The following is a 25,447-nucleotide window of genomic DNA, read 5'->3' as shown; positions in this document are numbered from 1 at the left end:
CTCTCAGGCGTATGCCGTGGCCACCGGACCGGCCCACTCCTGGGGCAGTTCAGAACGCCCTGCGCCGGATCTGCCCGGCAGGCCGCCGGGCAGGACCTCGTCAACAATCTCGTTGAGCACCCGGCCGGCGTACTTCTCCCCCACCCACAGGTGCTTGGCTCCGTCCACGCCCACAACGCGGGCCTGAGGCACCACCGCAAAGCGCTCCGCGGCCTCGGCCGGCTGGAGGTAATCGTCAAGATCGGGAACGAGGACCTTGAGCGGTTTGCCGGACGCCGCCCATTCCTTGAGGTCCACCCCGGTGGCCCGGTGCAGCGGCGGCGAGAGCAGGATGGCGCCCTCCACCTCGGAAGCCACCGGTTCCGACGCGCCGTACATCAGCGCGAGCTCGGTGCCGAAGGACCAGCCCACGAGCCAGCGGTTCGGCAGGCCACGGTCCACGGCGAACTTAACGGCAGCCTCAACGTCCAGGCGTTCGCCGATTCCCTCCTCGAAGGCTCCCTCGCTGGTTCCGCGCGGCGAGCCGGTGCCCCTGGTGTTGAACCGGAGCACCGCGATTCCGGCCAGTGCGGGCAGCCGGTAGGAGGCTTTCCGGTAGACGTGCGAGTCCATGAACCCGCCGTGGGTCGGCAGGGGATGGAGGGTGATCAGGGTCGCCTTGATCCCGCCGGACTCCGGGAGCGCCAGCTCGCCGACGAGCCGGTGTCCGTCACTCGTGCGGAGCTCCACGTTCTCCCGGCGTGCCGGGAGAACGGTGGAGGCGCGGATCGCGGTCGGGGCGGAAGGCTGGCTGAAGACGTACGACGCCGGGTCAAAACTCATGCGTCCAGCTTAGCGAAGGCAGCCGGCGGAGCGGTCAGCGATACCGGTAGCTGCGTGAGGTCCAGCAGTTGCTGTGCCAGTGCCGCCGCTCCGCGAGCCCTGCGGCCGCCCCGAAGAGGTGGTCCTCGGACCACACCACGAGGTGCGCCACGCCAGGCACCACCGCCGTCGAGCAGCCCGGACAGATGTAGGTCTTCTCCGCGCGGCTGGCGGTGACGGGCCGGACGGTCCACTCTCCGTCCGGCGCACTCTCCCGTCGCGCATAGCCGGAGCGCGCGCGCTCCAGGTCCAGTTCGGGCACGGCACCGCCCTTTGCTCCCGGCTTGGCTGCCTTGCCTGAGGCTGCCCGTCCTGAGGTGGCTCGGCGGGGGCGGTTGGAACGCGGCATGGTTCCATTCTGCCCCAGTCCGGGTGTCCCCTGTCCCAGCAGGCGGTAGTGTTGACCGGGTGCGTTTAGTCATAGCCCGTTGCTCCGTTGATTATGTCGGCCGGCTCAAAGCCCATCTCCCGCTCGCCACCCGGCTCCTGCTGGTCAAGGCCGACGGTTCCGTTTTGGTCCATTCGGACGGCGGATCCTACAAGCCGTTGAACTGGATGAGCCCGCCGGCGTCCCTGCGGGTTTCGACCCCGGACGAGGTCGATGTCGAAATCGGCGTGGTCGAGCAGTGGACCGTCCAGTCCGCCAAGACCGATGACCGGCTGATCATTAACATCCATGAGCAACTGCACGATACCTCCCACGAGCTCGGCCAGGACCCCGGACTGATCAAGGACGGTGTGGAGGCTGACCTGCAGCGGCTGCTGGCCGACCAGATCGATCTCCTGGGCGCCGGGTTTTCCCTCATCCGCCGCGAGTACTTCACGGCCATCGGCCCGGTGGACATTCTGGCCAGGGACGCCAAGGGCGGCACCGTGGCCATCGAGCTCAAGCGCCGCGGTGACATCGACGGCGTGGAGCAGCTAACCCGCTACCTCGAGCTGCTCAACCGCGACCCGCTGCTGGCTCCGGTCCGGGGGATCTTCGCCGCCCAGCAGATCAAGCCGCAGGCCAGGGTCCTGGCCAAAGACCGTGGCATCGACTGCGTCACCCTCGACTACGACGCCATGCGGGGCGTCGACGACGTCGAATCCCGGCTCTTCTAAGCCGCCCCGCTCCCGCCGTGGTGCCTCCGCGGACTGCCGGGAATGAGCCCCTGCCCGCGTTCATCGATTCTTTGTACAAAATTTATGCCAATTGTGCGCCGGGCCCGTTGACCTGACGCAACTGGCATGAAATTCTTATAAAAGTCTTTGTGTAGGTGTTTTTTCATGCTCGCAAGACATGTTGCGAGCGTGAAGCGCCTGCCGCCGAAGCCCGGTAATTCCGGTCCCACAGCCAAGGTTCTTCTCGCGGAGTGACCAAGTCCGGCACGAAGTGTGCCGGACTTAACCAATATCCATAATGAGGAGATATACATGGCACAGGGAACCGTCAAGTGGTTCAACGCTGAAAAGGGCTTCGGCTTCATCACCCCGGATGACTCCGATGGCGATGTCTTCGTTCACTACTCGGAGATCCAGACCGGTGGCTTCAAGACCCTCGACGAGAACGCTCGCGTTCAGTTCGAAATCGGCCAGGGCGCCAAGGGCCCCCAGGCTACCGGCGTGACGCTGGTCTAGTCCCCCGCAGCGGAACTGCCTGCGGCAGTCTCCGCGCAGAAATGATCCCCGGCTTCCGAGCCGGGGATCATTTTTTTGAATTGTTGGCCGGTAGGCCTGTTGGCCGGGCCGCCCGGCATGGGCGGCGCGCCGCCGAGCGGCCGCTGTCCCTGCACAGCGGGAGTCCCGGGCATTCCTTCCGGTTCATCTGACCTGAACTCCGGACGGCGCCGTTGGCCGTCCGGGGCGCCTTTGAACACGTTTTCCGGCACTGAGGCCCGGTGTTTGCGGCGTGTCCGTGTCGAAGTGCCCCCGGACCGCCTACGACGGGCGAAACCCGGGGGCGCGCCCGGCACTCCGGGGATTTTCACACGTTTTGTCCTCTGACCCGGCGTCACCGCACGAGGCTCCTGAGCAGCCGCGCACTTTGCCGCACGGACAAGCCGGGCAGGTAGGCCTGGCTAAGCGCCCGGCCCATGGCGGGCAGCTGCAGGGGATCCTGGTAATAGAGGTAGAGGGTCCGGTAGTCCGGCTTGAAGCGGGATTTGAAGGTAGCCAGCGAACGGAAGCCATACACGGGCTCGAGCGCTTTCCCGACGACGTCGAGGATCCTTGCCAGCGACTCGGATCCGGCCTCGTCGCCGGCCACATCCGCCACCGTCGCCGTGTCCTTCGCCAGCGGCGATCCGGACAGGGAGATGACCTCCACCGAGCTGCGGAGCTCCTGCACCGCGGAAGCGATCAGGAATTCCATGACGCCGGGGAAGGCGTCCCCGCGCCTGCGCATGAAGTCCAGCGTCCAGCTCACCAGGCGCCCGTCCGTGTAGACAGGCAGCCAGCTGGTGACGCCCTGGACCTTCCCCTCGGCGTCCACGGCGAGGCAACAAAGCACCTCCTCGTCATCAAGCTCATCGATGCCCCCGAGGGTGAAGCCCATCTCCGGAATGGACTTCTGGGCGGCCCACTCCTCCGAGACCTCGCTCAGCTGGGCCCGCACGGCCGGCGCGAAGTCGCCGTAGCGGCCCCACACCGCGTGCACCCCTGATTTCGCGGCCCGGTTCAGGGCGGTACGGACGTTCTGCCAGTCCTTGCCCTTGAACTCGAGAGAACGCACGGCCAACCGGGTTTCCTGTGCCACCGCCACCCGCCGGAAACCTCGGTCCTTCAGCAGCGGCCACAGCTCGTCCGTGCAGGAATAGAAGCCGGGAATGAGGGCATGCTCGGCGCAGTAACGGATGAAGCCCGCTGCGGTCTCCTCGTGGAAAGCCGCGGGGCCGAAGGGGCCGGCCATCGTCAGCGCGACATTGCCGTGCTGCTGGTAGGCCACGCCCCCGCGGCCCTCCGGCGCGAACCAGTGCCTGTTGGGCTCCCACAGCGCCATCCAGGACAGGGAGTCCCCGCCCTGGCGGATCAGGCTGCGGGCGACGTCTCGGTCCCCCGCCCCGGCGTCGGTGCGGTGCAACCGGCGCTGCAGGACGAGCCAGACGGCGGCCAGCGCGACCGCCCAGAAGACAATCCCGGAGGTGGCGAAGAGGAAGGCTTCCACGGGGTCGCGGCCCTGGAAGATGCGGCTGTAGATTCCGGGGATGGGAAGCGGCAGGTACTGGCGGGAGAGTTCGGCGGCCAGGCCCAGCAGGCCGCCGTCGCGGTCCATGCCGCCGGCGGCCAGCCAGACTCCGGTGTAGCAGGAAGCCAGCACGAGCCAGGTGCCGCCGACAACCACCGCGAGGGCCCCGCGTGCCCGGGGACTCGTTTCGACGCGGAACTGGCGGCGGTTTGCCGCGAGCAGGACGACGAGCACGAGCGGAACAACCACGAGGGGCAGTACGTGGACAAATCCCGACCCCATCACACCGGTGCGCGGCCGGCCCGTGTACTGCGGAATCCGGGCGAACAGGGACAGATAGACGGCCGCCATGGCCGTCACGCCGAGCTGGAGGATGATCGCGATCCGCAGGGCCAGCCGGCGGCCGTGGCGCATGCCGTCGGCGCAGATGAGCAGCAGTACTACAGGTACCACCGCCAGTGCGAGGCCCAGCGGCCCCGCAAAGCCGGGCCGGCCTGCCTCGAGGCAGGTGACGTCGATGGTGCCGCCGCAGTATTGTTCCAGCTGGTTCAGCGTGGGCAAGGGATTCAGGACGACGTCGCGCAGCAGCGCCAGCGGCCCGGTGGGGGTCCGGACGGTGGCAGTCAGGATGGGTCCCACCGCGAAGATCGCCACGGTGAGGGCGAGCAGGTTGCGGGTTTCGTGTCCGGTGGAGCGGTGGCGGTGCAGGGTTCCCTTCTCGCCCTGGATCCACCAGCCCGCCGCCAGTCCCGCCAGTGCACCGGAGAACCCGACGACGGTCTCCGCATGCCCCACGTACAGCACAAGCATGAGGGAAATGGAGACCACGGCGGTCCGCAGCCGCCGTTGCCACAGCGTGGGCAGCAACGCGCTGGACGCCAGTGAGACTGCCAGGACGGCCGCGTACGGGCCCATGAGCCGGGCATTCACCATCCGGCCGAGCCATCCGTCGTCGGCATAGCGGGCGAGTTGCGTCAGCAGCAGGAACAGCGTTACCGCGGCGAACTGGGCGGCGAAATAGAACACCGCCGTGCGTCTGGTACCCAGCTGCCGCTCGGCGAGGCCCAGCAGGAACAGGATCATCAGTGCGGCGGAGGCGTACGCCAGCAGGTTGGTGGCGAAGAACATCGAGCTGAACATCGACCACCAGTGGCCGGCCCGCAGCCCCGGGGCACTGACGGAGGCCACATCCAGCAGCGCTTCAGGCGGCCCGGCGAGGAAGCTTCCGGTGGCCGCGCCGGTGATGAGGAAGGCTGCGAGGACGGTGAGGGTGAAGGGTATGGCCCGCAGGTGGCCCAGCGACTGCCGCAGGCCCTGGCGGCCGAGGTCCAGGAGGGATGCGACGCCGGACCCCCGCCGCTGTGCCGTTTCCGCCTGGCTCACTGGGTGATCCCCCAGCGGGACGCCAGGAAGTCGAGGCCGCCGGGAAGCCCTTTCGACCCGGTCTCCCAGGAGTGCCCGGCGCCCGGGATCCGGCGGGTCTCCACGGTGAACCCGGCGGTGCGCGCGGCCCCGGACAGGAGGTCCATGTAGCCGATGAATTCGGGGTCCCGCTCGCCGGCACCAAAGTAGATGGCGTGCCCGTCAAAGCGGTGGTCCTGCATGAGCCGCAGCGGAGTCTGGCGGTCAAAGGCTTCGGTGTCACCGCCAAAGGAGGCGGCAATGGTCTTGTCCCGCTCCTTGGCGAGGGCGGGTTCCTTCTCGCTCGAGAAGGCCAGGGCAGAGCTGTAGACGTCCGGATGACGGGTCACCATCTGCATCGCACAGGTAGCACCGAAGGAGAATCCGCCGGCCGCCCGCTGCCTGGGGTCGGGGTCCACGTCCAGTGTCTGGTTGATCCAGGCCGGCACGTCCACGGCCAGGAATGTGTCGGCCCGGGCGATCCTGCTGTCCATGCAGAGGGTGTTGCCCGCGGCAGAACCGTTGGGGTCCACAACGACCACCACCGGAGCCACGCCGTGGTGCGCTGCCGCGTACCGGTCCATCCGGCTGCGCAGTGCACCCCCGGTGAGCCAGTCCGCGGGGGCGCCTGGCTGGCCGGCGAAGAGGACCAGGACCGGCAGGGCCGGCCGGGGCGTGGCCCGGTACGCCGGCGGCAGATAGATGTAGGCCTCGCGGCTCTGGAAGCCCGAGGCGGTGCCGGGGATTCCGGCGCGCCGCAGCACGCCGCCGTCGGGCATTTCCGCGGGCGGGTTCCACTCGGACAGGCGGAGGCCTGCTGCAGCCCCAGGGACCCGCTTCAGCCCGTCTTCCAGCGGCTTGATCCGCGCCACGGCGGTTCCGGTCAGGTCGCTCACCGTGTGGTTGAGGCCAAAGTAGCCGTTGATCTGGACGGCGGAGAGCAGGACGACACCGAGGAGGGCGGCCGTGGACGCAGCCGTCATGCGCACGGGGTGCCGGCCGCCCTCCTGCCCGGCGGGCAGGGATCCAGGCGTGCGGTGGGCGGCGGGCCGCCAGGCCCTCCACAGAAGCAGGATCCACAGCAGCAGCGCCGTGACCGCGGGCAGGGACCATGCCAGGATCTCGGCCGGAAGTTCACCGGGGAAGACCGAGAAAACGTAAATCATCAGCCAGTGGACAACGGCAAGCAGCGCGGCGGCACCCAGGAGGCAGGCGGCGAAGGGAAGCAGGACGGCCAGCCAGCGTGGGGCGGTGGTGCGGCGGGCGCGGTGCCATCCGCCCTGCCAGAGGAAGTAGGCCACACCGGCAGCGCCGGCAGCCCAGGAAAACCAGAGCACCGGCCCATCGACAAGCCGGAGGTCTTCGACGAAGTCCACCGGGGCTAGCGCCAGGTGCCGACGCCGATGACCGGCCCGGCCTCCAGCCAGGAGGAAAGTCCGGTATAGGCGTCGAACCTCATAGCGAGCAGGACGTCCTGCCCCTCGTACCGGAGCTCGACGATCACGGCCTCGGGCTGGACTTTGACGAGCTCGGATTCAGTGGGTTTGCGCCGGCCGATCAGCTCAAGCGAACTGCGGCGGAAGGTGTGCTTCGGCCGCATGCTCAGCGAGGCAAGGCGGAACCACTCGAGGTCGTTGTCCTGATAACGACAAACCCCCATCTGCCAGCTGTTTCCAGCCGTGCAAATGGAGGCGTCCACCGTGCCCAGGGCGCGCCGCAGATTGAAGCGGCGCACCCCGGAAAGGCACAGTGCAAATACCAGCAACGCAAAGACCGTTGCCAGGACGATGAACGGAAAAACTGTATCGTTCATCAAGGTCGTGCTAGCGGATCCCCGCAGTAGCCGCGTCGCCCATTTGGGCGTTGTCAGCAACAATGACGACCCGGTTGTTGTCGACGGAGAAGAACCCGCCGTCGACGACTACTGCAATACGGTCCCCGGAGACCGGCTGGATGGCCAGCTCACCTTCGGCCAGAATCGCCAGCAGGGGCGAGTGGCCGGGCAGGATTCCGATTTCACCATCGCTGGTGCGGGCCTTGACCATCGTGGCCGCTCCGGACCACACGAAGTGGTCCGCTGCGACAATCTCAACCTCAAGCTCAGCCATATTACTTGGTCTGTTCCTGGATCTTGGCCCACTGGCGCTCGACGTCATCCAGGCCGCCGACGTTGAAGAACGCCTGCTCTGCAATGTGGTCCAGCTCGCCGTCGCAGATCGCGGTGAAGCCTTCAATGGTGTCCTTGATGGAGACCGTTGAGCCTTCGACGCCGGTGAACTGCTTGGCGGTGTAGGTGTTCTGCGAGAGGAACTGCTGGATACGGCGTGCACGCGACACGACGATCTTGTCCTCTTCAGAGAGCTCGTCAACGCCAAGGATGGCGATGATGTCCTGGAGTTCCTTGTTCTTCTGCAGGATCTGCTTGACGCGGACGGCCGTGTTGTAGTGGGCCAGACCGATGTACTGCGGATCCAGGATGCGGGACGTCGACGTCAGCGGGTCAACGGCCGGGTACAGACCACGGGAAGCGATTTCACGGGAAAGTTCCGTGGTCGCGTCGAGGTGTGCGAAGGTCGTGGCCGGGGCCGGGTCGGTGTAGTCATCTGCGGGAACGTAGATGGCCTGCATCGAGGTGATCGAGTGGCCCTTGGTGGACGTGATGCGCTCCTGGAGGAGGCCCATCTCGTCTGCCAGGTTGGGCTGGTAGCCCACGGCCGACGGCATGCGGCCGAGGAGGGTGGAAACCTCGGAGCCTGCCTGGGTGAAGCGGAAGATGTTGTCGATGAAGAGCAGCACGTCCTGGTTCTGCACATCGCGGAAGTACTCCGCCATTGTGAGCGCAGACAGGGCGACCCTCAACCGCGTTCCCGGCGGCTCATCCATCTGGCCGAAGACAAGGGCGGTGTCCTTGAGGACGCCGGCCTCTTCCATTTCAACCCAGAGGTCGTTGCCTTCACGGGTACGCTCGCCGACACCGGCGAACACCGAGGTGCCACCGAAGTTGCGGGCAACACGGGTGATCATTTCCTGGATCAGCACGGTCTTGCCGACGCCGGCACCACCGAACAGGCCGATCTTGCCACCCTTGATGTACGGGGTGAGAAGGTCGATGACCTTGATGCCGGTTTCCATCATCTCGGTGGAACCCTCAAGCGTCGCGAAGGCGGGAGCCTTGCGGTGGATGGGCCAGCGCTCGGTGATCTCGAGTTCCGACTCAGCCACGTCCAGCGGCTGTCCGAGGACGTTGAAGATGTGTCCCTTGACGACGTCGCCGACAGGAACGGAGATGGGGGCACCCGAGTCCACCACAGCGGTACCGCGGACAAGTCCGTCGGTCGCCTGCAGGGAGATGGCGCGAATGACGTTGTCGCCGAGGTGCAGGGCAACCTCGAACGTGATCGTCTTGGTCTCACCGTTGAGAGTAATCTCGGTGGTGAGTGCGTTGTAAATCGAGGGGATTGCGTCAGCCGGGAATTCGACGTCGACAACCGGGCCAATAACACGTGCAATACGGCCGGTAGCACCGGTCGTCGCGGCTACGTGTTCGGTAGCAGTGGCAGTCATCTCTCTCACTTCACTCAGTAGATGGCGTTGGGGTTAAGTTTACTTTGGTGCAGGTACAGCTGGATCCAAGCCCGGGAGGCTAGGACGCGTTCAACGCGTCGGCACCGGCCACGATTTCGGAAAGCTCCTGCGTAATTTCAGCCTGGCGGGCAGTGTTGCGCAGACGCGTGAACTTCTTGATGAGATCCGTGGCATTGTCGCCGGCGGACTTCATTGCCCGCTGGCGGGCAGCAAGCTCCGAAGCTGCTGCCTGCAGCATCGCGGCGAAGATACGTGATTCGATGTAGCGCGGCAGCAGAGCGTCGAGAACCTGCTCCGTTTCCGGCTCGAATTCGTAGAGCGGCAGGAGGTCCGATTCGGACGCCGCCTGCTCTTCGACAACCTCAAGCGGGAGAAGACGGACAACCGTCGGCTCCTGCGTGACCATGGACTTGAAGCGGGTGTAGACGACGTGGATTTCGTCGACGCCTCCCTCTGCGTAGTCCGTCGCAAAGTCAGCCAGCAATGCCTCGCCGATTTCCTGTGCCGTGGCAAACTCCGGCGCATCCGTGCCGCCGGTCCAGACACGCCCGTAAGGACGGTTCCGGAAGTCGAAGTATGCCTGCGCCTTGCGGCCGACCAGGTACATCTTGACTTCCTTGCCCTCCTCGACGAGCAGCTCGTTGAGGCCTTCCGCCTGCTTGAGCACGCTCGCGGAGTACGAACCTGCAAGGCCACGGTCCGAGGTGATAACCAGGACGGCGGCCCGGCGGATCTGCTCCGGCTCGGTGGTCAGCGGGTGGTCGATTTCGCTCTGGCTTGCGACAGCAGAAACGGCACGCGTGATGGCGTTTGCGTAAGGCAGTGAAGCTGCTACGCGTGCTCGGGCCTTGCCGATGCGCGAGGTAGCGATCAGTTCCATCGCCTTGAAGATCTTGCGCATCGACGTCGTCGAGCTGATCTTCTGGCGGTAGACCCGGATCTGGGCTCCCATACTTATCCTTTCCTAAGATCCCGATGGCCGGGACTGCCGGAACCCGGTGGGGTTTCGGCAGTCCCTGCCAGCGAAACTAGCGCTTCTGCTTGACGATTTTTTCCTGGTCGACCTGTGCCTCGTCGATGGGGGCGTGTTCTTCGTGCCCCGCACCAACCAGGAGGTTGTCTCCCTCGCCGAAGAAGCCCTTCTTGAAGTCCACGATCGCGGTCTTCAGTGCTTCTGCAGTGTCATCGCTCATGACGTTGGTCTGGGCCAGCGTCGTCAGGATGGAGGACTTGTGCTTGAGGTGGTCCAGGAACTCGGTCTCGAAGCGGCTGATGTCCTCAACCGGAACGTCGTCGAGGTACCCGTTGGTGCCGGCCCAGATGGAGACGACCTGGTTCTCAACCGGGAAGGGTGAGTACTGGCCCTGCTTGAGCAGTTCCATCAGGCGCGCACCACGGGTCAGCTGCTGCCGCGATGCGGCGTCGAGGTCCGACGCGAACATTGCGAACGCCTGCATGTCGCGGTACTGGGCCAGTTCCAGCTTCAAGGTACCGGAGACCTTCTTCATGGACTTGACCTGGGCGGCGCCGCCAACGCGGGAAACGGAGACACCCACATCGACAGCCGGACGCTGGTTGGCGTTGAAGAGATCCGACTGCAGGAAGATCTGGCCATCGGTAATGGAGATCACGTTGGTCGGGATGTAGGCGGAGACGTCGTTTGCCTTGGTCTCGATGAGCGGCAGGCCGGTCATCGAACCTGCACCGAGCTCGTCGGAGAGCTTGGCACAACGCTCCAGCAGGCGGGAGTGCAAGTAGAAGACGTCGCCCGGGTAGGCTTCGCGTCCCGGCGGGCGGCGGAGCAGCAGTGACACTGCACGGTAGGCCTCGGCCTGCTTGGAGAGGTCGTCAAACACGATGAGGACGTGCTTGCCGCCGTACATCCAGTGCTGGCCGATCGCCGAACCGGCGTACGGTGCCAGGTACTTGAAGCCTGCGGGGTCGGACGCGGGGGAAGCCACGATGGTCGTGTACTCCAGTGCGCCGTTGTCCTCAAGGGTCTGGCGGACAGCCGCGATCGTCGAAGCCTTCTGGCCGATGGCCACATAGATGCAGCGCACCTGCTTGTTGACATCGCCGGAAGCCCAGTTGGCCTTCTGGTTGATGATCGTGTCGATCGCGATTGCCGACTTGCCGGTCTGGCGGTCACCAATGATCAGCTGACGCTGGCCGCGGCCGATCGGGATCATGGCGTCGATAGCCTTGAGGCCGGTCTGCATCGGTTCGTGGACCGACTTGCGCTGGGTCACGCCGGGCGCCTGGAGTTCCAGTGCACGGGTGGTCTCGGCTTTGATCTCGCCGAGGTCATCAATGGGCTCGCCCAGCGGGTCGACAACGCGGCCGAGGAAGGCGTCGCCCACAGGTACGGACAGAACCTGTCCGGTGCGGTGCACTTCCTGGCCTTCTTCGATTCCGGTGAAGTCACCGAGGATGATGACGCCGATTTCGCGGACGTCGAGGTTCTGGGCGAGGCCCAGCGTGCCGTCTTCGAAGCGAAGCAGCTCGTTCGCCATGACCGAGGGAAGGCCCTCAACACGGGCGATGCCGTCACCTGCGGTTGTTACACGGCCGACCTCTACGCGCTCTGCGTTTCCGGGTTCGTAGGACGCCGCGAACTCGTTCAACGCAATACGGACGTCGTCGGCGTTGATGGTCAATTCGGCCATCTGCAGTCCCTGCTCTCCTGTTTTCGTGATCATCGTTGCTCACGATGACCGGGGTTTCGTTTCGTTTAGTTGTGCTGGTCCGGCTGGTTAGGCAAGCTGGCGGTGAAGCTGGCCCAGGCGGGCGAGGACCGAAGCGTCTACCACTTCGTCACCGACCTGGATCCGGATGCCACCGATCAGTTCCGGGTCAACGTTCGTGTTGATCTTGAGCTCGCGTCCGTAGAGGGCATTCAGCCCCGTCTGCAGGCGGCTGGTCTGCGTCTCCGTCAGGGGACGGGTGACGCTGACCGTTGCAATCCAGCGCTGCTGGCGCTTGGCTGCAAGCTCCGCGAAACGACGGACGAGCTTGGTCACCTTGAGGCCGCGGGGCTGCGAAACTGCCTGTCCGATAAGGACCTTCGCTTCCTCGCTGGCACTGGGTACCAGCTTTTCGGCGAGGACAACCTTTGCGGCCTGGCTCGCCTGCGGCTCGGACACAGCACGCTGTACCTCGTGGTTGGAATCGACAGCCTGGTTGAAGGAGAACAGATCGTTCTCCAGCTCTTCCAGCCCGCTGATACCTGAGGCAGAGACGGCAGACTTGTTCTCAGCAACGGCAATTACCACCGAAGCGGCAAGAGTCTCGAGTGCATCGCCGATATCCCGGGCGGACGCCCAGCGCGAGCTGGCCAGTCCGCTCGTGATTTCCACAGCGTCCGCGGAGACTTTCCCGCCGAAGAGCTGCTTGATAAGCGCCGACTTCTCGTCACCGCTGCGGGACGGGTCAGTCAGGGCGCGGCGCAAGCCAGCCGAGCTGTCCACCGTTCCCAGGATTCCGAAGAGTTCCTTAGCCAACTGCAGCGAGGCGAAAGGAAGCTTGGCTTCCAGCGCCCCCAAGGCCGCGGTGAGCGATTCGCTCGATACACCTGCCATTACTTAGCTGCACCTGCGTTCTGGTTCTCCAGATCTGCCAGGAAGCGGTCAACCACACGGGCCGAGCGCGCGTCGTCCTCGAGGGACTCGCCAACGATGCGGCCTGCCAGCGTAGTGGCCAGCGTGCCAACCTCCGCGCGGAGCGACACAACGGCCGCCTGGCGCTCGGACTGGATGGCCGCGTGAGCCTGCGCCGTGATGCGGGCAGACTCTGCAGCTGCCTTCTCCTTCAGGTCCGCAAGGATCTGGGCGCCTTCGGCACGTGCTTCCTCGCGGATGCGGTTGGCCTCGGCACGGGCATCAGTGAGCTGCTGCTTGTATTCTTCGAGTGCAGCGGAAGCCTCTGCCTGGGCCTTTTCGGCTTTGGCAATGCCGCCCTCAATGGCCTCGGCACGCTCTGCGAAGGTCTTCTCGAACATCGGGACAACGTACTTGACCACGATGTACATGAGGACAGCAAAGCCGGCGATGACGACGCCCATTTCCCAGGGATTGGGAACCAAAGGCGACTGGCCTTCAACGGCGGCTGAGATGATCAGCTGATTCATAATTCACCCGTCCTTTTCTACTCGGTTCTGGATGTTCGCTGAGTTCTAAGAACGACTAGAGAACGAACGCGAAGACCAGGCCGAGGATGGCGAGAGCTTCAGTCAGCGCGAGGCCGAGGAATGCGATCGGCTGGAGCACACGCTGTGCTTCCGGCTGGCGTGCGACGCCGTTGATGTAAGCGGCGAAGACGAGACCAACACCGATACCACCGCCGATTGCGGACAGACCGTAACCTACGAGGTTGAGATTGCCGTTCATATTTCTTCCTTTCAAGATGCCGTCTGTGCGGCAGGTTGTTTGGGTTGCTTCATCCCACGAGGGGAAGTTTGTGGGTGCCTAGTGGCTGTCCGCGTGAAGTGCGCCTTCGATGTAGATGGCGGTCAGCAGGGTAAACACATAGGCCTGCAGGACCATGATCAGCGCTTCCAGCATGTACATGGCAATGGCGCCGCCAAGGACAAGGATCGACGTGCCCTTCAGCAGGAGGTTCTCCTGCGTGACCAGGTACTCAATGCCGGAACCGGCGATCATCACGATCAGGTGGCCGGCCAGCATGGTCGCGAACAGACGGAGGCTGTGCGTGACCGGGCGGACCAGGAAGTTGGAAATGATCTCGATCGGAATCACAATCGGAAGAATGTAGCCCGGGACTCCGGTGGGCACGGTGGCCAGCTTGAAGTACTTCAGGCCGTTCTTCTTGACGCCGATGACGATCCAGGTGACGTACACGATCGCGGCCATCACGTAGGCGCCGCCGACATGCGAGAAGGTGGGGAGCTGGATCACCGGAATGGCGCCGTAGATGTTGTTCACCAGGATGAAGAAGAACAGGCTAAACAGCAGCGGGACGTACTTCATGAAGTCTTTGCCGCCGATGATGTCCTTGGCGATGCCGTTGCGGACGAAGCCGTATGCGGCTTCACCTGCAAACTGCAGCCTGCCGGGGACGAGCTGACCCTTGCGGGCAGCCATCAGAAAGAATGTGGCGATAATAACGACCGAAAGGATAACCAGCAGCATCTGCTTGGAGAATCCTTCGGCCGCCCCCCACGGCAGGATTGCCGGCAGGTGCATTTCTTCAATTCCAGGAGGCGTAAAAGGTCCTGAATCTTGGGCCGGGAGCGCAAGCGCGATCAACGCGTTTCCTCTCTGCAGTGTCCATCATTGGGCGTTGGTCGGGGAAAGTCGACGTTGTTGTCCGGCTTTCCCCCTGTGAAATTATTTGGCATTACTGATCCTCGTCCTTGGACGGGCCACGTGCAGCAGTGTCCCCGCCAGCCGAATTACCCGAACTGGTGAGGCCGTGCATATGAGAAAGATAGAACCCTCCCGCGGCTCCAAGCAGGGCGCCTGCGAGCACAATCCAGCGGGTTCCCCACAGATTATCCAGACCCCACCCTATCAAACTCCAGACCATGATTCCGCCAACAATGTAGCTGAAGACGGCGATCCCGGCGTTGTATCCGCCGTCGCGTCCGTTGTCCGAAACACCGGGGGCACCGGCGGTTCTTTTAGGGGTAACGGGCTTGTCCGTGTGGCGCTCTTTGCGGCTAAACATCGGTGCCGCCTTCCGGGGTCTCGGGGTCGTTGTAGATCTGCAGCCGCGCGGTGCTGAAACCGTAGATCTCGGCCGCCTGCCAGAGGACCACAGTCACGACGGCGCCTGCCAGGAACCAGCCCCGGGACAGCCAGTCAGGGGTACCGATGGCGAAAAGCACCACGGCAAATCCGACCACCTTGATGAAGTAGGTTGCGGCGAAGAGACCGATGGCGCCCGACGGGTTGTTACGTCCCGCGAAGTGGCCGATCACCAGGCTGATGGCGAAGAAGGCCACAACAAGGGCGCCGCCGAAGATCCAGGAGAGAGCAGCGGCCGTACCGGAAATGAGCAGAGCCACCAGGGCTACCAGCAGCAGCGCGCCGCCGCTGACGGCCGAACATATCCCCAGTAAGCGCAGCCACAGGGACTTTGTGGGACCGGAGACACCAACGGGTCCGTTGCCGGACAGGGGCCCGGAATCGGCGTTGGAGGTCATGGGATCCCAATCGTCGTGGGTGCGGGTGCTGGTCAGAAGTCGCGGCGTCAACCCGCACCTGAATTCTACACGAGATAGAACACGGCGCTGGCCGGTTGCGCGCCTGGGTGCCGGTGTGCAGCCTAGGATACGGGCGCCCGGGTGACTTTGTGACGCCGCCGGAAGTGCCGGATCAGGTCCGGGGACGCCAGGTAGAGCGCCAGCACGCCGAGGCTTCCGGCGACGCAGAGCACCACAGTGGGCAGGGCTGCCGTGGCGGCGATGAATCCAAGAACGATCACGGCTGCCGTGCACGCTGCGACGGTGCCGGCCGACTGCAGGTGCGAGAAGCCGACGTCGGTCAGCCGCTGGTAGACGTGCTCGCGGTGGGAGGCGTACCAGCGTTCGCCCGCGTTGATCCTGCGCAGCAGGGTATAGCCGGTGTCGGCAACGTAGACCAGGATCGGTGAGAGGACGTATTCAACATAGACACCGCTCAGGAACCCTGCCACCGCGAGGGCCGCCACCGAGGCGCCGAGCAGGTAGCTGCCGACGTCGCCCAGGAAAACGGAGCCCCTGGACAGGTTCCACGGCAGGAAGCCCAGAAAGGCCATGGCCAGCACGGCACCTCCCGCAGTGAGCCACGGCTGGTCGGCCAGCACTCCGGCGACCGCGTACGCGGCACCCGCGAGGACTCCGTGGAAACTGGAAATACCGTTGACGCCGTCCATGAAGTTGGCAATGTTGATGTTGGCCGCAATCGCCAGCGCGGCAAGCGGCAGCCACCAGAAGGACTGGCCGGTGAGGACGATCAGCGCCGCGGAACCGGCGGCACCGATCCCCAGCTGCGCGGCGGCGCGGCCACGGATGGACAGACCCCGGAGATCTTCGATCCAGCCGACGGCCGCGCTCGCGACGATGACCGCAAGGACCACGGCGAAGACTGACCGGTCCACCGTCACCGCCCCCAGGAGGACGGCGGCCACGTATCCGACGGCGGTGGCAACCGACACGGCCACCCCCATGCCGCGAATGGTGGTCCGGCCGTGGGAGGACCTGGCCGACGGAACATCGACCACACCCATCTTGACCAGCCACGGCTTGACGGCAAAGGGAAGCAGGACGCTCGCGAGCAGGGTGACGCCGGCAGTGAGGAGGACGGGCATCATGACGCTGCCCTGATGCTCTCGCCCGGTTCATCGGCTTCGTCGTCGGGGATGGACGCGATATCGATCCCCTGTTCGGCCTCGCAGCGGGCCAGCCAGACATCGAGGTTCAGCCCGGCCGGGTCCTGTTCGTGGGCCCGCGTGTGCGAAATTTTGGGGTGGAGGGGCCGTTCGTCGAGCTCACCGGTTCCGACGAGCTCCTCGTGGAGCTTCTCGCCGGGCCGCAGCCCGGTGTAGACGATCTCGACCTTCTTGCCGGACATCGCGATCATACGCTGGGCGACGTCAAGGATCTTGACCGGCTCCCCCATGTCCAGGATCATGACTTCGCCGCCGCGGCCGATCGCGCCGGCCTGGATGACCAGCTGGCACGCCTCCGGGATCGTCATGAAGAACCGCGTGACCTCGGGGTCGGTGACCGTGACCGGACCGCCAACCCGGATCTGTTCCGTGAAGAGCGGCAGCATCGACCCGCGGCTGCCCATCACGTTGCCGAACCGGACGGAGACGAATTTCCGGCCGGTGTGGACTGCCATCCAGGCGGCGAGCTTTTCGGCGACGCGCTTGGAGTGGCCCAGCGCCGTCGTCGGGTTTGCTGCCTTGTCTGTGGAGATGTTCACGAAATGTGAAACGCCCGTGCGCTCGGCGGCACGCAGTACGTTGAGGGTGCCCAGGACGTTCGTCTTCCAGGCTTCGATCGGATACTGCTGCAGCAGCGGCGCGTGTTTGAGGGCTGCCGCGTGGAACACCACCTCAGGTCGGCGGTCCGCGAAGATCTCCTGGAGAGCTGCTGCGTCGCGGATGCTGGCCAGCACGGTGTCGCGCCCCGCGAGTAGCCCCCGGCCGGTGATGGAGATCTGGGTGTGCTGGAGGCCGGTCTCGTCATGGTCGAGCATGATCAGTTCCGCGGGAGAGAACTGGACGATCTGCCGGCACAGCTCCGAACCGATGGAGCCGCCAGCCCCTGTGACCAGGACGCGCTTGCCCTTGATGTAGCCGGCAATCTCATCGACCTTGATGTCGACCGGGCGCCGGCCGATCAGGTCCTCGACCGCCACATCGCGGAAATCGGAGAAGCCCTGGGGCGCGCCGCCGCCGAGCATGTCCCGCAGCGGGGGCAGGACCAGCACCCTGACATTCATCCCGGCGACGGCGTCGGAAATCCGCCGGACCACGGAAGCCTCGACACTGGCGAAGGCCAGCACCAGCACCGTGGCGCGGGTACGCCGGATGATGGCCGGCAGGTCGTCGCCCCGGCCAAGGACCTGGACCCCGGTGAGCCGCAGGTGCTTCTTGGTCGGATCGTCGTCGATCAGCCCAACCGGGAAATACGGCGAGTCTGCGTCCTGCAGCATGCGCGTCAGCAGGGAGTTGCCGAGGAAGCCGGCGCCGTAGATCAGGGTGTTCTGGGCGCCGTCGCCGGGACGGTTCTTGCCCTCGACATAGAGCCTTTTGGCGTACCGGGCAGCTCCCATAAAGAGGCAGGCGAACGGGAAGGCGATGAGTCCGACGCTGCGGCCGATCCCGATGGCCTCATAGAGCACCAGCAGGCTCACCGTGATGGAGGCGGCCGCAATCACGGTGACGATGACGAGGGCCTTGGCCTCCTGGAAGCTGCCGAAGGGATACCTGCCGCGGTACAGTCCCAGTCCATAGCCGGCCACGGCCTGCACCACGATGGCAATGGCCATGATGACCATGGCGCTGACAAGCTGTTCTTCCCGGATGCCCATTTCGTAGCGCAGCAGCAGGGCCAGGACGATCGCCACGACCCACGACATCGAGTCGAGGATGAGCTGGATCCAGATCCAGATCGGAGGCTTCTTCTCGTCCAGTGCGCCAGGTTCGTGCGCTTCAGATTTCGTAGTCAACAGAGATTGCAACCGACTTCCACTACCACGGCGGCCATGCGCCTGTTTCAAAAATTGCCAGCCGTACAACGGCCGGACAGTACCCGGGTCTCCCTCGATACTAATCGCTACCGCGCGGGAAACCGGGGTCCTTACGGGTCCCGGGGGGCTGGTTCACCCGGATTCCTAACTGATTCAGCCCTGTTCCGGGGCCGCCGCAGCGGGCACCGGCGGCATCGGTTCCCAGCTGCGGTCGGCGAGGATTCCGCGCGATTCGCGCCATCCCTGCCACAAGGCACCGGCCCCTTTGATGCTGCGTTCAACCAGCACCAGGCGCACGATTTCCTTCAAATATGTCAGCGCGGTCCCGGCACCGAATCCGAGCCGGTTAAACTTGCCATGGACACGCAGGTACTGCGCCACATGGCCCCGGTTCCGCATCACGTAGCGGCGGCTCAGGTCGGAAGAATCGTTGAGGTGGCGCACGCCGAGGTCCACCTGGCGCTGGGCCCGGACCTTCTTGATGACAAAGGCGTTCACGTAAACCACCGGCGTCTGCTGCGCCGCCAGCCACCCGTAGATGAGGTCATCCCAGGTGATGAAGAACCGGGGGTCCGGCAACCCGATGTCCCGGGCCAGCGATGCCTTGATCAGCATCCCCTCGAAATTTCCCACGTTGGTGGGAAAAACGTCGGACGTGCGGAAGACATCGCCAGCAACAGGCAGGAAAACGCCGAGTGCCTCGACAAAATGGTGCTGCCAGAAGAACGGCTTGCCGGCGGCGTCGTAGCGGCGGCCGATCATGCACGAGTAGTCGGGCGTGAACTTCTCCAGCGCCTCGACCGCCCCCGGGAGCACCTCGACGTCGTCGTCCATCAGCCACAGCCACTCGGCGCCGGCACCGAGGGCAAGCTCGACGCCGCGGGAGAAGCCGCCGGCGCCGCCGATATTAGAGGACAGCCGTTCGTACTGGATCGGCGGCCCGCCCGCAGCCATGGCGCGGGAGACAACCTCGGCGGTGTGGTCGCTGCTGGCGTTGTCCACCACGACGATCCGGTCCGGCCTCGTGGTCAGGCGGCTGAAGGATTCGAGCAGGTTCTGCAGGAAATCGGCACGGTTGTAGGTGACGACGACGGCAAACAGGTTCTTCACGCCGGCCTAGCTGTTGGCGGACATCAGTTGGGCGGGCGAGCCGAAGCCCTTTCCGCGGAAACCCGTGGAGTAGGCGCGGAACCAGTGCGCGAGGCCCTTGAGGTCGCCGGTCTTCAGGAAGTAGTACGGGAAGCCGACAATGTCCGCGCCGAACCAGCGCAGGTTCCGGTACTTGCGGGTGAGGTAGCCGCGGTTGCGGAAGTAGCAGTACCGTTTGAAGTCGCCCTCGGGAATGACGGGGGTGATGAAGCCGCCGAAGACCGGCTTCATTTCGGTCCAGGTGGCGGGGTGCCGGACCGCGACCGTGGCCAGGGTGCCGTACTTGAGGCCGGCCTTCTTGACCCGCGACAGGAAGTCGACTTCATCGCCGCGGATGAAGAACTTCACGTCGGGGATGCCGATCTTGTAGAAGACCTCCGTGCGGATCAGTGCGCCGTTGAAGAAGTGCACCATGTCCGGAAGGTAGCCCATCGGCGCCAGCCGGGAGCGGTCATTGGTCAACAGTCCGTTGATCCGGAAGTTGAACGAGAGCCGGTTGGGGTCTGCCGTGGCGGCAACCAGCGGGCTGACGATGTCCAGCTGGTGCTCCTCGGCGGTCTTGAGCAGCTTGGCGAGGCAGCTCGCGTCCTCGGGGTGGCCGTCGTCGTCCATCATCCAGATCCACTCCGCGCCGCTGGCCATCGCAGCCAGGATCGCGTAGGCGAATCCCCCGGCGCCGCCGAGGTTCGCCTCCGAGCGCAGGTAGTTGATGTTGTCCCCGCCGGCGTTGACCACCGCGGTCGCCGGGACGGTACCCGAGTCCACGAGTGCGATTGAATGGATCGGGGCAGTCTGTCCGGCCAGCCCCTTGAGGAGGAGGGTGAGTTCCTCATGGCGGTCAAAGGTTACTGCCGCGACGGCGACTTTGGGCTGCATGTCAGTTCCTCGGGGAATCATCGGGGGCGGCTGCGCTGCTCTCAGGGCTGGTGCCTGTTGGGGTGTCGGCAGTTTGTTCAGGGGTTTGCGGGGTTTCGACGGCGGCCGGTTCCTCGCCGACGCCGAGCACATCCGGGACGACCTCACGGAGCCGCTCCAGGCTGATGGCGCCCTGGCGGACCACCCGCAGCGGCACGGCGGTGGCATCAACGATGGTGGACGGCAGCGCTTCGGCGCCCTCGGACGGACGGAGCCCGCCTTCGAGGTAGACCTCCACGGACTCGGCAAGCTGGGCTTCGGCCTCGGCGGCGGTCTGCGCGGCCGCCTGCCCCGTGCGGTTCGCCGAGGACACGGCCAGCGGCCCGGTCAGCGTCAGCAGGTCCTGGGCGACGTCGTCGGCCGGGATCCGCAGGGCGACGGTGCCCTTGGTGTCGCCGAGATCCCAGTCCAGGGACGGCTGGGCGTGCAGGATAAGGGTGAGTCCGCCGGGCCAGAATGCCTCGGCCAGGCGCCTGGCCTCGGCCGGAACATCCGTGGCCAGTCCGTCCAGGGCATTGAGCCTGGGGATGAGCACGGGCGGCGGCATCTTGCGGCTGCGGCCCTTCGAGGCCAGCAACAAGGTCACGGCGAGGGGGGAGAACGCATCGGCGGCGATCCCGTAGACGGTGTCCGTCGGGAAGACCACACACTTGTGCTCCCGGATGGCCCGCTGGGCGTGTTCAAGTCCTGCAGCGCGTTGCCCGGCTGCCGTGCAATCGTAGCTAGTCGTCACTGGCCTATTCTTTCATCACAGAGAGTGTTGCCCGGTTACCGTCAGGCAGCCGGGTCGGCGAGGACGGCGCTGGTGGCCCGGTCCCTGCCGTTAAGGTCACGATGGGTGGCCACCCCGGTCCAGAGCCCGGAGCGCTCCAGCATTGATGCGATCCAGCCGGCCTGGACTTCGGCGTGTTCCATTACGAAGTAGCCGCCGGGGACCAGCAGCCTGGCGGCGGAGGCCGCCGCCGCCGTCGGCAGCTCCATGCCGTCCGCTCCCCCGCCGTACAGCGCCTCGGGAGGATCGTGCAGGGCCACTTCGGGTTCGTTGGGGACAGCTTCGGCGGGGATGTACGGCGGGTTGGAGACGACGACGTCGAAGGTGCCATTGTGTTCGGGCAGCGCGTCGCGGAGATCACCCCGGATGAGGTGGACGCCAAGGGAAGCCAAGTTCTTCGCCGCCCAGGCATGGGCGAATTCGCTGTACTCCACCGCATGGACTTCCGCGCCGGGGACCTCGTGCGCGATCGAGCCCGCGATGGCGCCGGAACCGGTGCCAAGGTCCACGACTTTGGGGCGCGCCAGGCCCTGCAGGCGCTTCCGGTCGCCAAGCCAGTCAATCACCAGCTGCACCACGGATTCGGTTTCCGGGCGGGGAATGAACACCCCCGGCCCGACCGCCAGTTCCAGGTAACGGAAGTGCGCGACACCGGTGATGTGCTGCAGCGGAATACGCTGGGCACGCTCGGCGATGAGCTCCTCGTAGCCGTCCGGTGCTGGGGTGTCCCCCAGCATCAGGGCGCGGAGCCGGCCGAGCCCGACGCCGAGCAGGTGCTCCGCGAGGAGTTCAGCGTCGGCCCTCGGGCTCGGGACGCCCGCCGCGGCCAGGACGGCAGTTGCCTCGCGGACCGCGTCCGCGAGGCTCAGCGAAGTTCGTTCTGTCATCAAAGCGCGGTCCGGACTAGTCGCCGATAGCGTCGAGGCGGGCCTGTTCGTCCATCTCGATGGCCGACTGGATGACCGGCTCCAGGTCGCCGTTCATGACCTGGTCCAGGTTGTAGGCCTTGTAGCCGGTGCGGTGGTCCGCGATCCGGTTTTCCGGGTAGTTGTAGGTCCGGATGCGCTCCGAGCGGTCCATGGTGCGGATCTGCGACTTGCGCTGGGCGGAGTTCTCGGCGTCGATCTGTTCCTGCTGGTGCGCCAGGATGCGGGCGCGCAGGACGCGCATGCCCGCCTCACGGTTCTGCAGCTGCGACTTCTCGTTCTGCATGGCCACCACGATGCCGGTGGGAAGGTGGGTGATCCGGACGGCGGAGTCGGTGGTGTTCACGGACTGGCCGCCGGGGCCGGAGGAACGGTAGACGTCGATCTTGAGATCGTTCTGGCTGATTTCGAGTTCTTCGGGCTCGTCCACTTCCGGAAGCACCAGCACGCCGGCAGCCGAGGTGTGGATGCGGCCCTGGGATTCCGTCACGGGTACGCGCTGCACGCGGTGCACGCCGCCCTCGAACTTGAGCCGCGCGTAGACGCCCTCGGCCGGATCGTTCGAGTTGCCCTTGATGGCAACCTGGACGTCCTTGTAGCCGCCGAGGTCCGATTCATTGGCGGAAATCATCTCGGTCTTCCAGCCGCGGGATTCCGCGTACCGGGTGTACATCCGCAGCAGGTCCGCCGCGAACAGGGCAGCCTCGTCGCCGCCTTCACCACCCTTGACCTCGAGGATCACGTTGCGGGCGTCGTCCGGGTCCCGCGGGATCAGGAGACGGCGAAGCTTGGCCGCAGCCGTCTCCAGCGCAGCCTCCAGCACAGGCACCTCCGCAGCAAACTCCGGGTCCTCGTCCGCCATTTCCTTGGCCGCGGCAAGGTCATCCTGGATGCCGTGCCAGGCATGGTAAGCCTCGACAATGCCGTTCAGCTGGGCAGACCGCCGCCCCAGCTTCCGGGCAAGCTTCTGGTCAGCATAAACAGCAGGATCCCCTAGCTGCGCCTGGATGGCATCATGCTCATCCAACAGGCCCTGTACGGACTCAAACATTTTCACAAACCTCTTTCGACTTGGAACCAAGTCTAGTTACGACATCAAAACTGGACCGCGGCTGGCGACTTAACGACGAAGCCGCACGGATTTTCCGCCCCGGGAGTCGCTTCGGGCCTGCCGGAGCCGGGTGGCGTGCGATCGGAGATCGCGAGCCACCCGGCGGAGGGGCGGGGGCGGAAAATCCGTGCGGCGTTAGCGCGCGGGACCGCCAGAATCTAGCGGTTGGAGCAGCTACTTGTCGTTATCGGACTTCGCACCAAGCGTCGTCTTCTGCACCTGCATGAGGAACTCGACGTTGCTCTGGGTCTCCCGGATCTTGTTGGTCAGCAGTTCAAGGCTCTGCTGCGTTTCGAGTCCGGAAAGGACACGGCGCAGCTTCCACATGATCTTGACTTCCTCGGGGGACAGCAGGTTTTCCTCACGGCGGGTACCGGACGCGTTGACGTCCACGGCCGGGAAGATACGCTTGTCCGCGAGCTGGCGGGACAGGCGCAATTCCATGTTGCCGGTGCCCTTGAACTCTTCGAAGATGACCTCGTCCATCTTGGAGCCGGTCTCGACGAGAGCGGTGGCCAGGATGGTGAGCGAGCCACCGTTTTCGATGTTGCGGGCTGCACCGAAGAAGCGCTTCGGCGGGTACAGCGCAGCGGAGTCGACGCCACCGGAGAGGATACGGCCGGAAGCCGGGGCTGCCAGGTTGTAGGCACGGCCCAGGCGGGTCATCGAGTCAAGGAGGACCACAACGTCCATGCCCATTTCCACGAGGCGCTTGGCACGCTCGATGGAGAGTTCGGCCACGGTGGTGTGGTCATCGGCGGGACGGTCGAAGGTGGAGGCAATGACCTCGCCCTTGACGGTGCGCTGCATGTCCGTGACTTCTTCGGGGCGTTCGTCAACAAGCACCATCATGAGGTGGACCTCAGGATTGTTGGTGGTGATGGCGTTGGCGATGGACTGCAGGATGAGCGTCTTGCCGGCCTTCGGCGGCGAAACGATCAGGCCGCGCTGGCCCTTGCCGATCGGGGCGACCAGGTCGATGACGCGGGGGCCGATCTTCTTGGGGTCCGTCTCGAGGCGCAGGCGCTCGGAGGGGTACAGCGGAACGAGCTTCGCGAATTCAACGCGGTCCTTGAGTTCCTCGGGGGTCTTGCCGTTGACCGAGGTGACGCGGACCAGGGCGTTGAACTTCTGGCGGGCGGTCTGCTGCTGCTGATTTCCCTGCTGGGCCTCGCCTTCACGCGGTGCACGGATGGCACCGACGACGGCGTCGCCCTTGCGCAGGTTGTACTTCTTGACCTGGGCGAGGGACACGTACACGTCGTTCGGGCCCGGCAGGTAACCGGAGGTGCGGATAAACGCGTAGTTCTCCAGCACGTCCAGGATGCCGGCGACGGGCAGCAGGACGTCGTCCTCGGTGACCTCGACGTCGTCGACGTCCGGTCCCTGGGCGCGTCCACGACGGCGGTCGTTGCGGTCGCGGAAGCGGTCGTTGCGCGCGCTGTCGCGGCTGTCCTGCCCGCCGGAGCGGTCCGGACGGTCATTGCGGTCGTTGCGGTCGCGCCGGTTCCGGCGGTTCCGGCGGCTGCCGCCGTCGCTGTCGTCAGCGTCGCGGGTGTTGTCGCGGGTGTCGCGGCTTCCCGCGGCCTCGTCGCGGCCGCCACGGGTGCGGGTGTTCTCACGGCGCTGGCCGTCTTCGCTGCCCTGCTCGGCCTGGCGCTGATCGCCGCGCTGCTCCGAACGCTGTTCGGGCTGGCGCTGCTCGGCCGGGGCCTCGACGGCGGGTGCAGCCTGGGCTGCGCCCTGGGCAGTGCCTTGACCTGTGGCCTGAGCTGTGGCCTGTTCGGCTGCTTCACCGCGGCGGCGGTTGCGGGTGCGGGGCTGGCGGGTGCGTTCGCCGCCTTCAGCCGAAGCGGCAGAAACTGCCTCGGCGGGAGCGGACTGGGCAGTGCCGGACTCGGCGGAAGCTGCCGGGGCCTCTACTGCCGGAGCGGCTGCGGCCGGCGCCTCGGCGGCGGGGGTCGTGATGACACCGTCGCTGCCCGCGCGGCGGCTGCGGCCACGTCCACGGGCACGCGGGTTTTCCTGGGCCGGAGCCTCGGACTCGGTGGCGGCAGCAGCCGGTGCAACAGCCGGAGCCGCGGACTGGGAGACGGTGCCGTTGTCGGTCGCCTTCTCAGCAGCGCGGGCCGGAGCCTTGCTCACGGGAGTACCGGCGCGGTGGGCGGAAATGGCAGAGACAAGGTCGCCCTTCCGCATCCGGGAACCGCCGGAAATCCCCAGCTGGCTGGCAAGAGCCTGGAGCTGGGCGAGCTTGAGGCCGGCAAGGCCACTGCTCTTGGCGGGTGCTGCCGTTGACGATCCGGCAGCAGAAGATGATGTTTCCACAGCTGAAGACAGCTCAGTGGTTTCGGTCACGAA

At 65.5% G+C, this 25,447-nt stretch carries 25 protein-coding genes; 2 read left to right on the top strand and 23 right to left on the bottom strand.

Annotation, left to right across the window (positions count from 1 at the left end; genetic code table 11):
- Positions 1–3: 3 nt before the first annotated feature.
- Together ACZY0Y_RS11800 and ACZY0Y_RS11795 are read right to left on the bottom strand one after the other, a co-directional pair.
- Complete coding sequence (locus ACZY0Y_RS11800) at positions 4–822, bottom strand: alpha/beta hydrolase (RefSeq protein WP_463958150.1); 819 nt, start codon at positions 820–822, stop codon at positions 4–6.
- A gap of 34 nt (positions 823–856) precedes the next feature.
- Entirely contained in the window at positions 857–1,210 is a 354-nt protein-coding gene (locus ACZY0Y_RS11795) for an Rv1322 family protein (RefSeq protein ID WP_463880125.1), read from the bottom strand.
- 59 nt (positions 1,211–1,269) lie between these two features.
- Here ACZY0Y_RS11795 and nucS point away from each other — a divergent pair, with 59 nt between their 5' ends.
- Positions 1,270–1,965 carry an endonuclease NucS gene (nucS, locus tag ACZY0Y_RS11790; protein ID WP_463880123.1) on the top strand — a complete coding sequence of 232 codons (696 nt, stop codon included), beginning with the start codon at positions 1,270–1,272 and terminating at the stop codon, positions 1,963–1,965.
- 312 nt (positions 1,966–2,277) lie between these two features.
- Positions 2,278–2,481 carry a cold-shock protein gene (locus ACZY0Y_RS11785; protein WP_024365900.1) on the top strand — a complete coding sequence of 68 codons (204 nt, stop codon included), beginning with the start codon at positions 2,278–2,280 and terminating at the stop codon, positions 2,479–2,481.
- Between the two features lie 373 nt (positions 2,482–2,854).
- Here the strand turns inward: ACZY0Y_RS11785 and ACZY0Y_RS11780 are convergent, their stop codons facing one another.
- The 21 genes from ACZY0Y_RS11780 to rho all read right to left on the bottom strand — a co-directional run bounded on the left by ACZY0Y_RS11780 (position 2,855) and on the right by rho (position 25,444).
- Positions 2,855–5,410 (bottom strand): phosphatidylglycerol lysyltransferase domain-containing protein, encoded by a 2,556-nt coding sequence (locus tag ACZY0Y_RS11780; protein ID WP_463958148.1) that lies wholly within the window; start codon positions 5,408–5,410, stop codon positions 2,855–2,857.
- On the bottom strand, positions 5,407–6,804 hold the full coding sequence (locus ACZY0Y_RS11775; protein WP_463958146.1) for an alpha/beta hydrolase: 1,398 nt from the start codon (positions 6,802–6,804) through the stop codon (positions 5,407–5,409). The genes ACZY0Y_RS11780 and ACZY0Y_RS11775 overlap by 4 nt, the downstream gene beginning before the upstream one ends.
- Before the next feature lie 5 nt (positions 6,805–6,809).
- Positions 6,810–7,241, bottom strand: a complete 432-nt coding sequence (locus ACZY0Y_RS11770; protein WP_463880117.1) for a DUF2550 domain-containing protein — start codon at positions 7,239–7,241, stop codon at positions 6,810–6,812.
- Positions 7,242–7,251: 10 nt separating this feature from the next.
- The gene (locus ACZY0Y_RS11765; protein WP_024366377.1) at positions 7,252–7,536 is read right to left on the bottom strand and encodes a F0F1 ATP synthase subunit epsilon; all 285 of its coding nucleotides are present in this window, start codon (positions 7,534–7,536) and stop codon (positions 7,252–7,254) included.
- A gap of 1 nt (position 7,537) precedes the next feature.
- Positions 7,538–8,992, bottom strand: a complete 1,455-nt coding sequence (gene atpD, locus ACZY0Y_RS11760; protein ID WP_463958144.1) for a F0F1 ATP synthase subunit beta — start codon at positions 8,990–8,992, stop codon at positions 7,538–7,540.
- Positions 8,993–9,071: 79 nt separating this feature from the next.
- Positions 9,072–9,965, bottom strand: a complete 894-nt coding sequence (locus ACZY0Y_RS11755; protein ID WP_160664853.1) for a F0F1 ATP synthase subunit gamma — start codon at positions 9,963–9,965, stop codon at positions 9,072–9,074.
- Positions 9,966–10,041: 76 nt separating this feature from the next.
- Entirely contained in the window at positions 10,042–11,679 is a 1,638-nt protein-coding gene (atpA, locus tag ACZY0Y_RS11750; RefSeq protein ID WP_463880285.1) for a F0F1 ATP synthase subunit alpha, read from the bottom strand.
- An 87-nt stretch (positions 11,680–11,766) separates the two neighbouring features.
- Positions 11,767–12,591: a F0F1 ATP synthase subunit delta gene (locus ACZY0Y_RS11745; RefSeq protein ID WP_463880113.1), complete on the bottom strand. Its 825-nt coding sequence runs from the start codon at positions 12,589–12,591 to the stop codon at positions 11,767–11,769.
- Positions 12,591–13,139, bottom strand: a complete 549-nt coding sequence (locus ACZY0Y_RS11740; protein ID WP_463880110.1) for a F0F1 ATP synthase subunit B — start codon at positions 13,137–13,139, stop codon at positions 12,591–12,593. Before ACZY0Y_RS11740 ends, ACZY0Y_RS11745 begins: the two co-directional genes overlap by 1 nt.
- Before the next feature lie 55 nt (positions 13,140–13,194).
- Positions 13,195–13,398: an ATP synthase F0 subunit C gene (gene atpE, locus ACZY0Y_RS11735; protein WP_160664848.1), complete on the bottom strand. Its 204-nt coding sequence runs from the start codon at positions 13,396–13,398 to the stop codon at positions 13,195–13,197.
- Positions 13,399–13,476: 78 nt separating this feature from the next.
- On the bottom strand, positions 13,477–14,277 hold the full coding sequence (gene atpB / locus ACZY0Y_RS11730) for a F0F1 ATP synthase subunit A (RefSeq protein WP_160664846.1): 801 nt from the start codon (positions 14,275–14,277) through the stop codon (positions 13,477–13,479).
- Between the two features lie 91 nt (positions 14,278–14,368).
- Positions 14,369–14,698: a hypothetical protein gene (locus tag ACZY0Y_RS11725; protein ID WP_463880106.1), complete on the bottom strand. Its 330-nt coding sequence runs from the start codon at positions 14,696–14,698 to the stop codon at positions 14,369–14,371.
- Complete coding sequence (locus tag ACZY0Y_RS11720) at positions 14,691–15,176, bottom strand: hypothetical protein (RefSeq protein WP_463880282.1); 486 nt, start codon at positions 15,174–15,176, stop codon at positions 14,691–14,693. The genes ACZY0Y_RS11725 and ACZY0Y_RS11720 overlap by 8 nt, the downstream gene beginning before the upstream one ends.
- A 122-nt stretch (positions 15,177–15,298) precedes the next feature.
- Positions 15,299–16,324 carry an MraY family glycosyltransferase gene (locus tag ACZY0Y_RS11715; protein WP_463958142.1) on the bottom strand — a complete coding sequence of 342 codons (1,026 nt, stop codon included), beginning with the start codon at positions 16,322–16,324 and terminating at the stop codon, positions 15,299–15,301.
- Positions 16,321–18,192: a polysaccharide biosynthesis protein gene (locus ACZY0Y_RS11710; RefSeq protein ID WP_463958140.1), complete on the bottom strand. Its 1,872-nt coding sequence runs from the start codon at positions 18,190–18,192 to the stop codon at positions 16,321–16,323. The genes ACZY0Y_RS11715 and ACZY0Y_RS11710 overlap by 4 nt, the downstream gene beginning before the upstream one ends.
- A 174-nt stretch (positions 18,193–18,366) precedes the next feature.
- The gene (locus tag ACZY0Y_RS11705; protein WP_463958138.1) at positions 18,367–19,323 is read right to left on the bottom strand and encodes a glycosyltransferase; all 957 of its coding nucleotides are present in this window, start codon (positions 19,321–19,323) and stop codon (positions 18,367–18,369) included.
- Positions 19,324–19,329: 6 nt separating this feature from the next.
- Positions 19,330–20,238: a glycosyltransferase gene (locus ACZY0Y_RS11700; protein WP_463958136.1), complete on the bottom strand. Its 909-nt coding sequence runs from the start codon at positions 20,236–20,238 to the stop codon at positions 19,330–19,332.
- A gap of 1 nt (position 20,239) precedes the next feature.
- Positions 20,240–21,010: an L-threonylcarbamoyladenylate synthase gene (locus tag ACZY0Y_RS11695; RefSeq protein ID WP_463880092.1), complete on the bottom strand. Its 771-nt coding sequence runs from the start codon at positions 21,008–21,010 to the stop codon at positions 20,240–20,242.
- A 41-nt stretch (positions 21,011–21,051) separates the two neighbouring features.
- A complete protein-coding gene (gene prmC / locus ACZY0Y_RS11690) occupies positions 21,052–21,936 on the bottom strand; it encodes a peptide chain release factor N(5)-glutamine methyltransferase (RefSeq protein ID WP_463958134.1) in 885 nt (294 codons plus the stop codon).
- 16 nt (positions 21,937–21,952) lie between these two features.
- Positions 21,953–23,026 carry a peptide chain release factor 1 gene (prfA, locus tag ACZY0Y_RS11685; protein WP_160664832.1) on the bottom strand — a complete coding sequence of 358 codons (1,074 nt, stop codon included), beginning with the start codon at positions 23,024–23,026 and terminating at the stop codon, positions 21,953–21,955.
- Between the two features lie 234 nt (positions 23,027–23,260).
- Positions 23,261–25,444 carry a transcription termination factor Rho gene (gene rho / locus ACZY0Y_RS11680; RefSeq protein WP_463958132.1) on the bottom strand — a complete coding sequence of 728 codons (2,184 nt, stop codon included), beginning with the start codon at positions 25,442–25,444 and terminating at the stop codon, positions 23,261–23,263.
- Between the last annotated feature and the right edge of the window lie 3 nt (positions 25,445–25,447).

It is taken from the genome of Pseudarthrobacter kochi (assembly GCF_055412805.1).
This window is presented reverse-complemented; position numbering and strand designations above follow the sequence as displayed.

Bases quoted from the DNA above. Each gene is read 5' to 3' on its own strand.
- ACZY0Y_RS11745 (WP_463880113.1), bottom strand. From the start codon at position 12,591: ATGGCAGGTGTATCGAGCGAATCGCTCACCGCGGCCTTGGGGGCGCTG.
- atpA (WP_463880285.1), bottom strand. From the start codon at position 11,679: ATGGCCGAATTGACCATCAACGCCGACGACGTCCGTATTGCGTTGAAC.
- ACZY0Y_RS11740 (WP_463880110.1), bottom strand. From the start codon at position 13,139: ATGAATCAGCTGATCATCTCAGCCGCCGTTGAAGGCCAGTCGCCTTTG.
- ACZY0Y_RS11795 (WP_463880125.1), bottom strand. From the start codon at position 1,210: ATGCCGCGTTCCAACCGCCCCCGCCGAGCCACCTCAGGACGGGCAGCC.
- ACZY0Y_RS11725 (WP_463880106.1), bottom strand. From the start codon at position 14,698: ATGTTTAGCCGCAAAGAGCGCCACACGGACAAGCCCGTTACCCCTAAA.
- ACZY0Y_RS11700 (WP_463958136.1), bottom strand. From the start codon at position 20,238: ATGCAGCCCAAAGTCGCCGTCGCGGCAGTAACCTTTGACCGCCATGAG.
- ACZY0Y_RS11765 (WP_024366377.1), bottom strand. From the start codon at position 7,536: ATGGCTGAGCTTGAGGTTGAGATTGTCGCAGCGGACCACTTCGTGTGG.
- prmC (WP_463958134.1), bottom strand. From the start codon at position 21,936: ATGACAGAACGAACTTCGCTGAGCCTCGCGGACGCGGTCCGCGAGGCA.
- ACZY0Y_RS11720 (WP_463880282.1), bottom strand. From the start codon at position 15,176: ATGACCTCCAACGCCGATTCCGGGCCCCTGTCCGGCAACGGACCCGTT.
- ACZY0Y_RS11755 (WP_160664853.1), bottom strand. From the start codon at position 9,965: ATGGGAGCCCAGATCCGGGTCTACCGCCAGAAGATCAGCTCGACGACG.
- ACZY0Y_RS11785 (WP_024365900.1), top strand. From the start codon at position 2,278: ATGGCACAGGGAACCGTCAAGTGGTTCAACGCTGAAAAGGGCTTCGGC.
- atpD (WP_463958144.1), bottom strand. From the start codon at position 8,992: ATGACTGCCACTGCTACCGAACACGTAGCCGCGACGACCGGTGCTACC.
- prfA (WP_160664832.1), bottom strand. From the start codon at position 23,026: ATGTTTGAGTCCGTACAGGGCCTGTTGGATGAGCATGATGCCATCCAG.
- ACZY0Y_RS11770 (WP_463880117.1), bottom strand. From the start codon at position 7,241: ATGAACGATACAGTTTTTCCGTTCATCGTCCTGGCAACGGTCTTTGCG.
- ACZY0Y_RS11715 (WP_463958142.1), bottom strand. From the start codon at position 16,324: ATGATGCCCGTCCTCCTCACTGCCGGCGTCACCCTGCTCGCGAGCGTC.
- ACZY0Y_RS11800 (WP_463958150.1), bottom strand. From the start codon at position 822: ATGAGTTTTGACCCGGCGTCGTACGTCTTCAGCCAGCCTTCCGCCCCG.
- atpE (WP_160664848.1), bottom strand. From the start codon at position 13,398: ATGAACGGCAATCTCAACCTCGTAGGTTACGGTCTGTCCGCAATCGGC.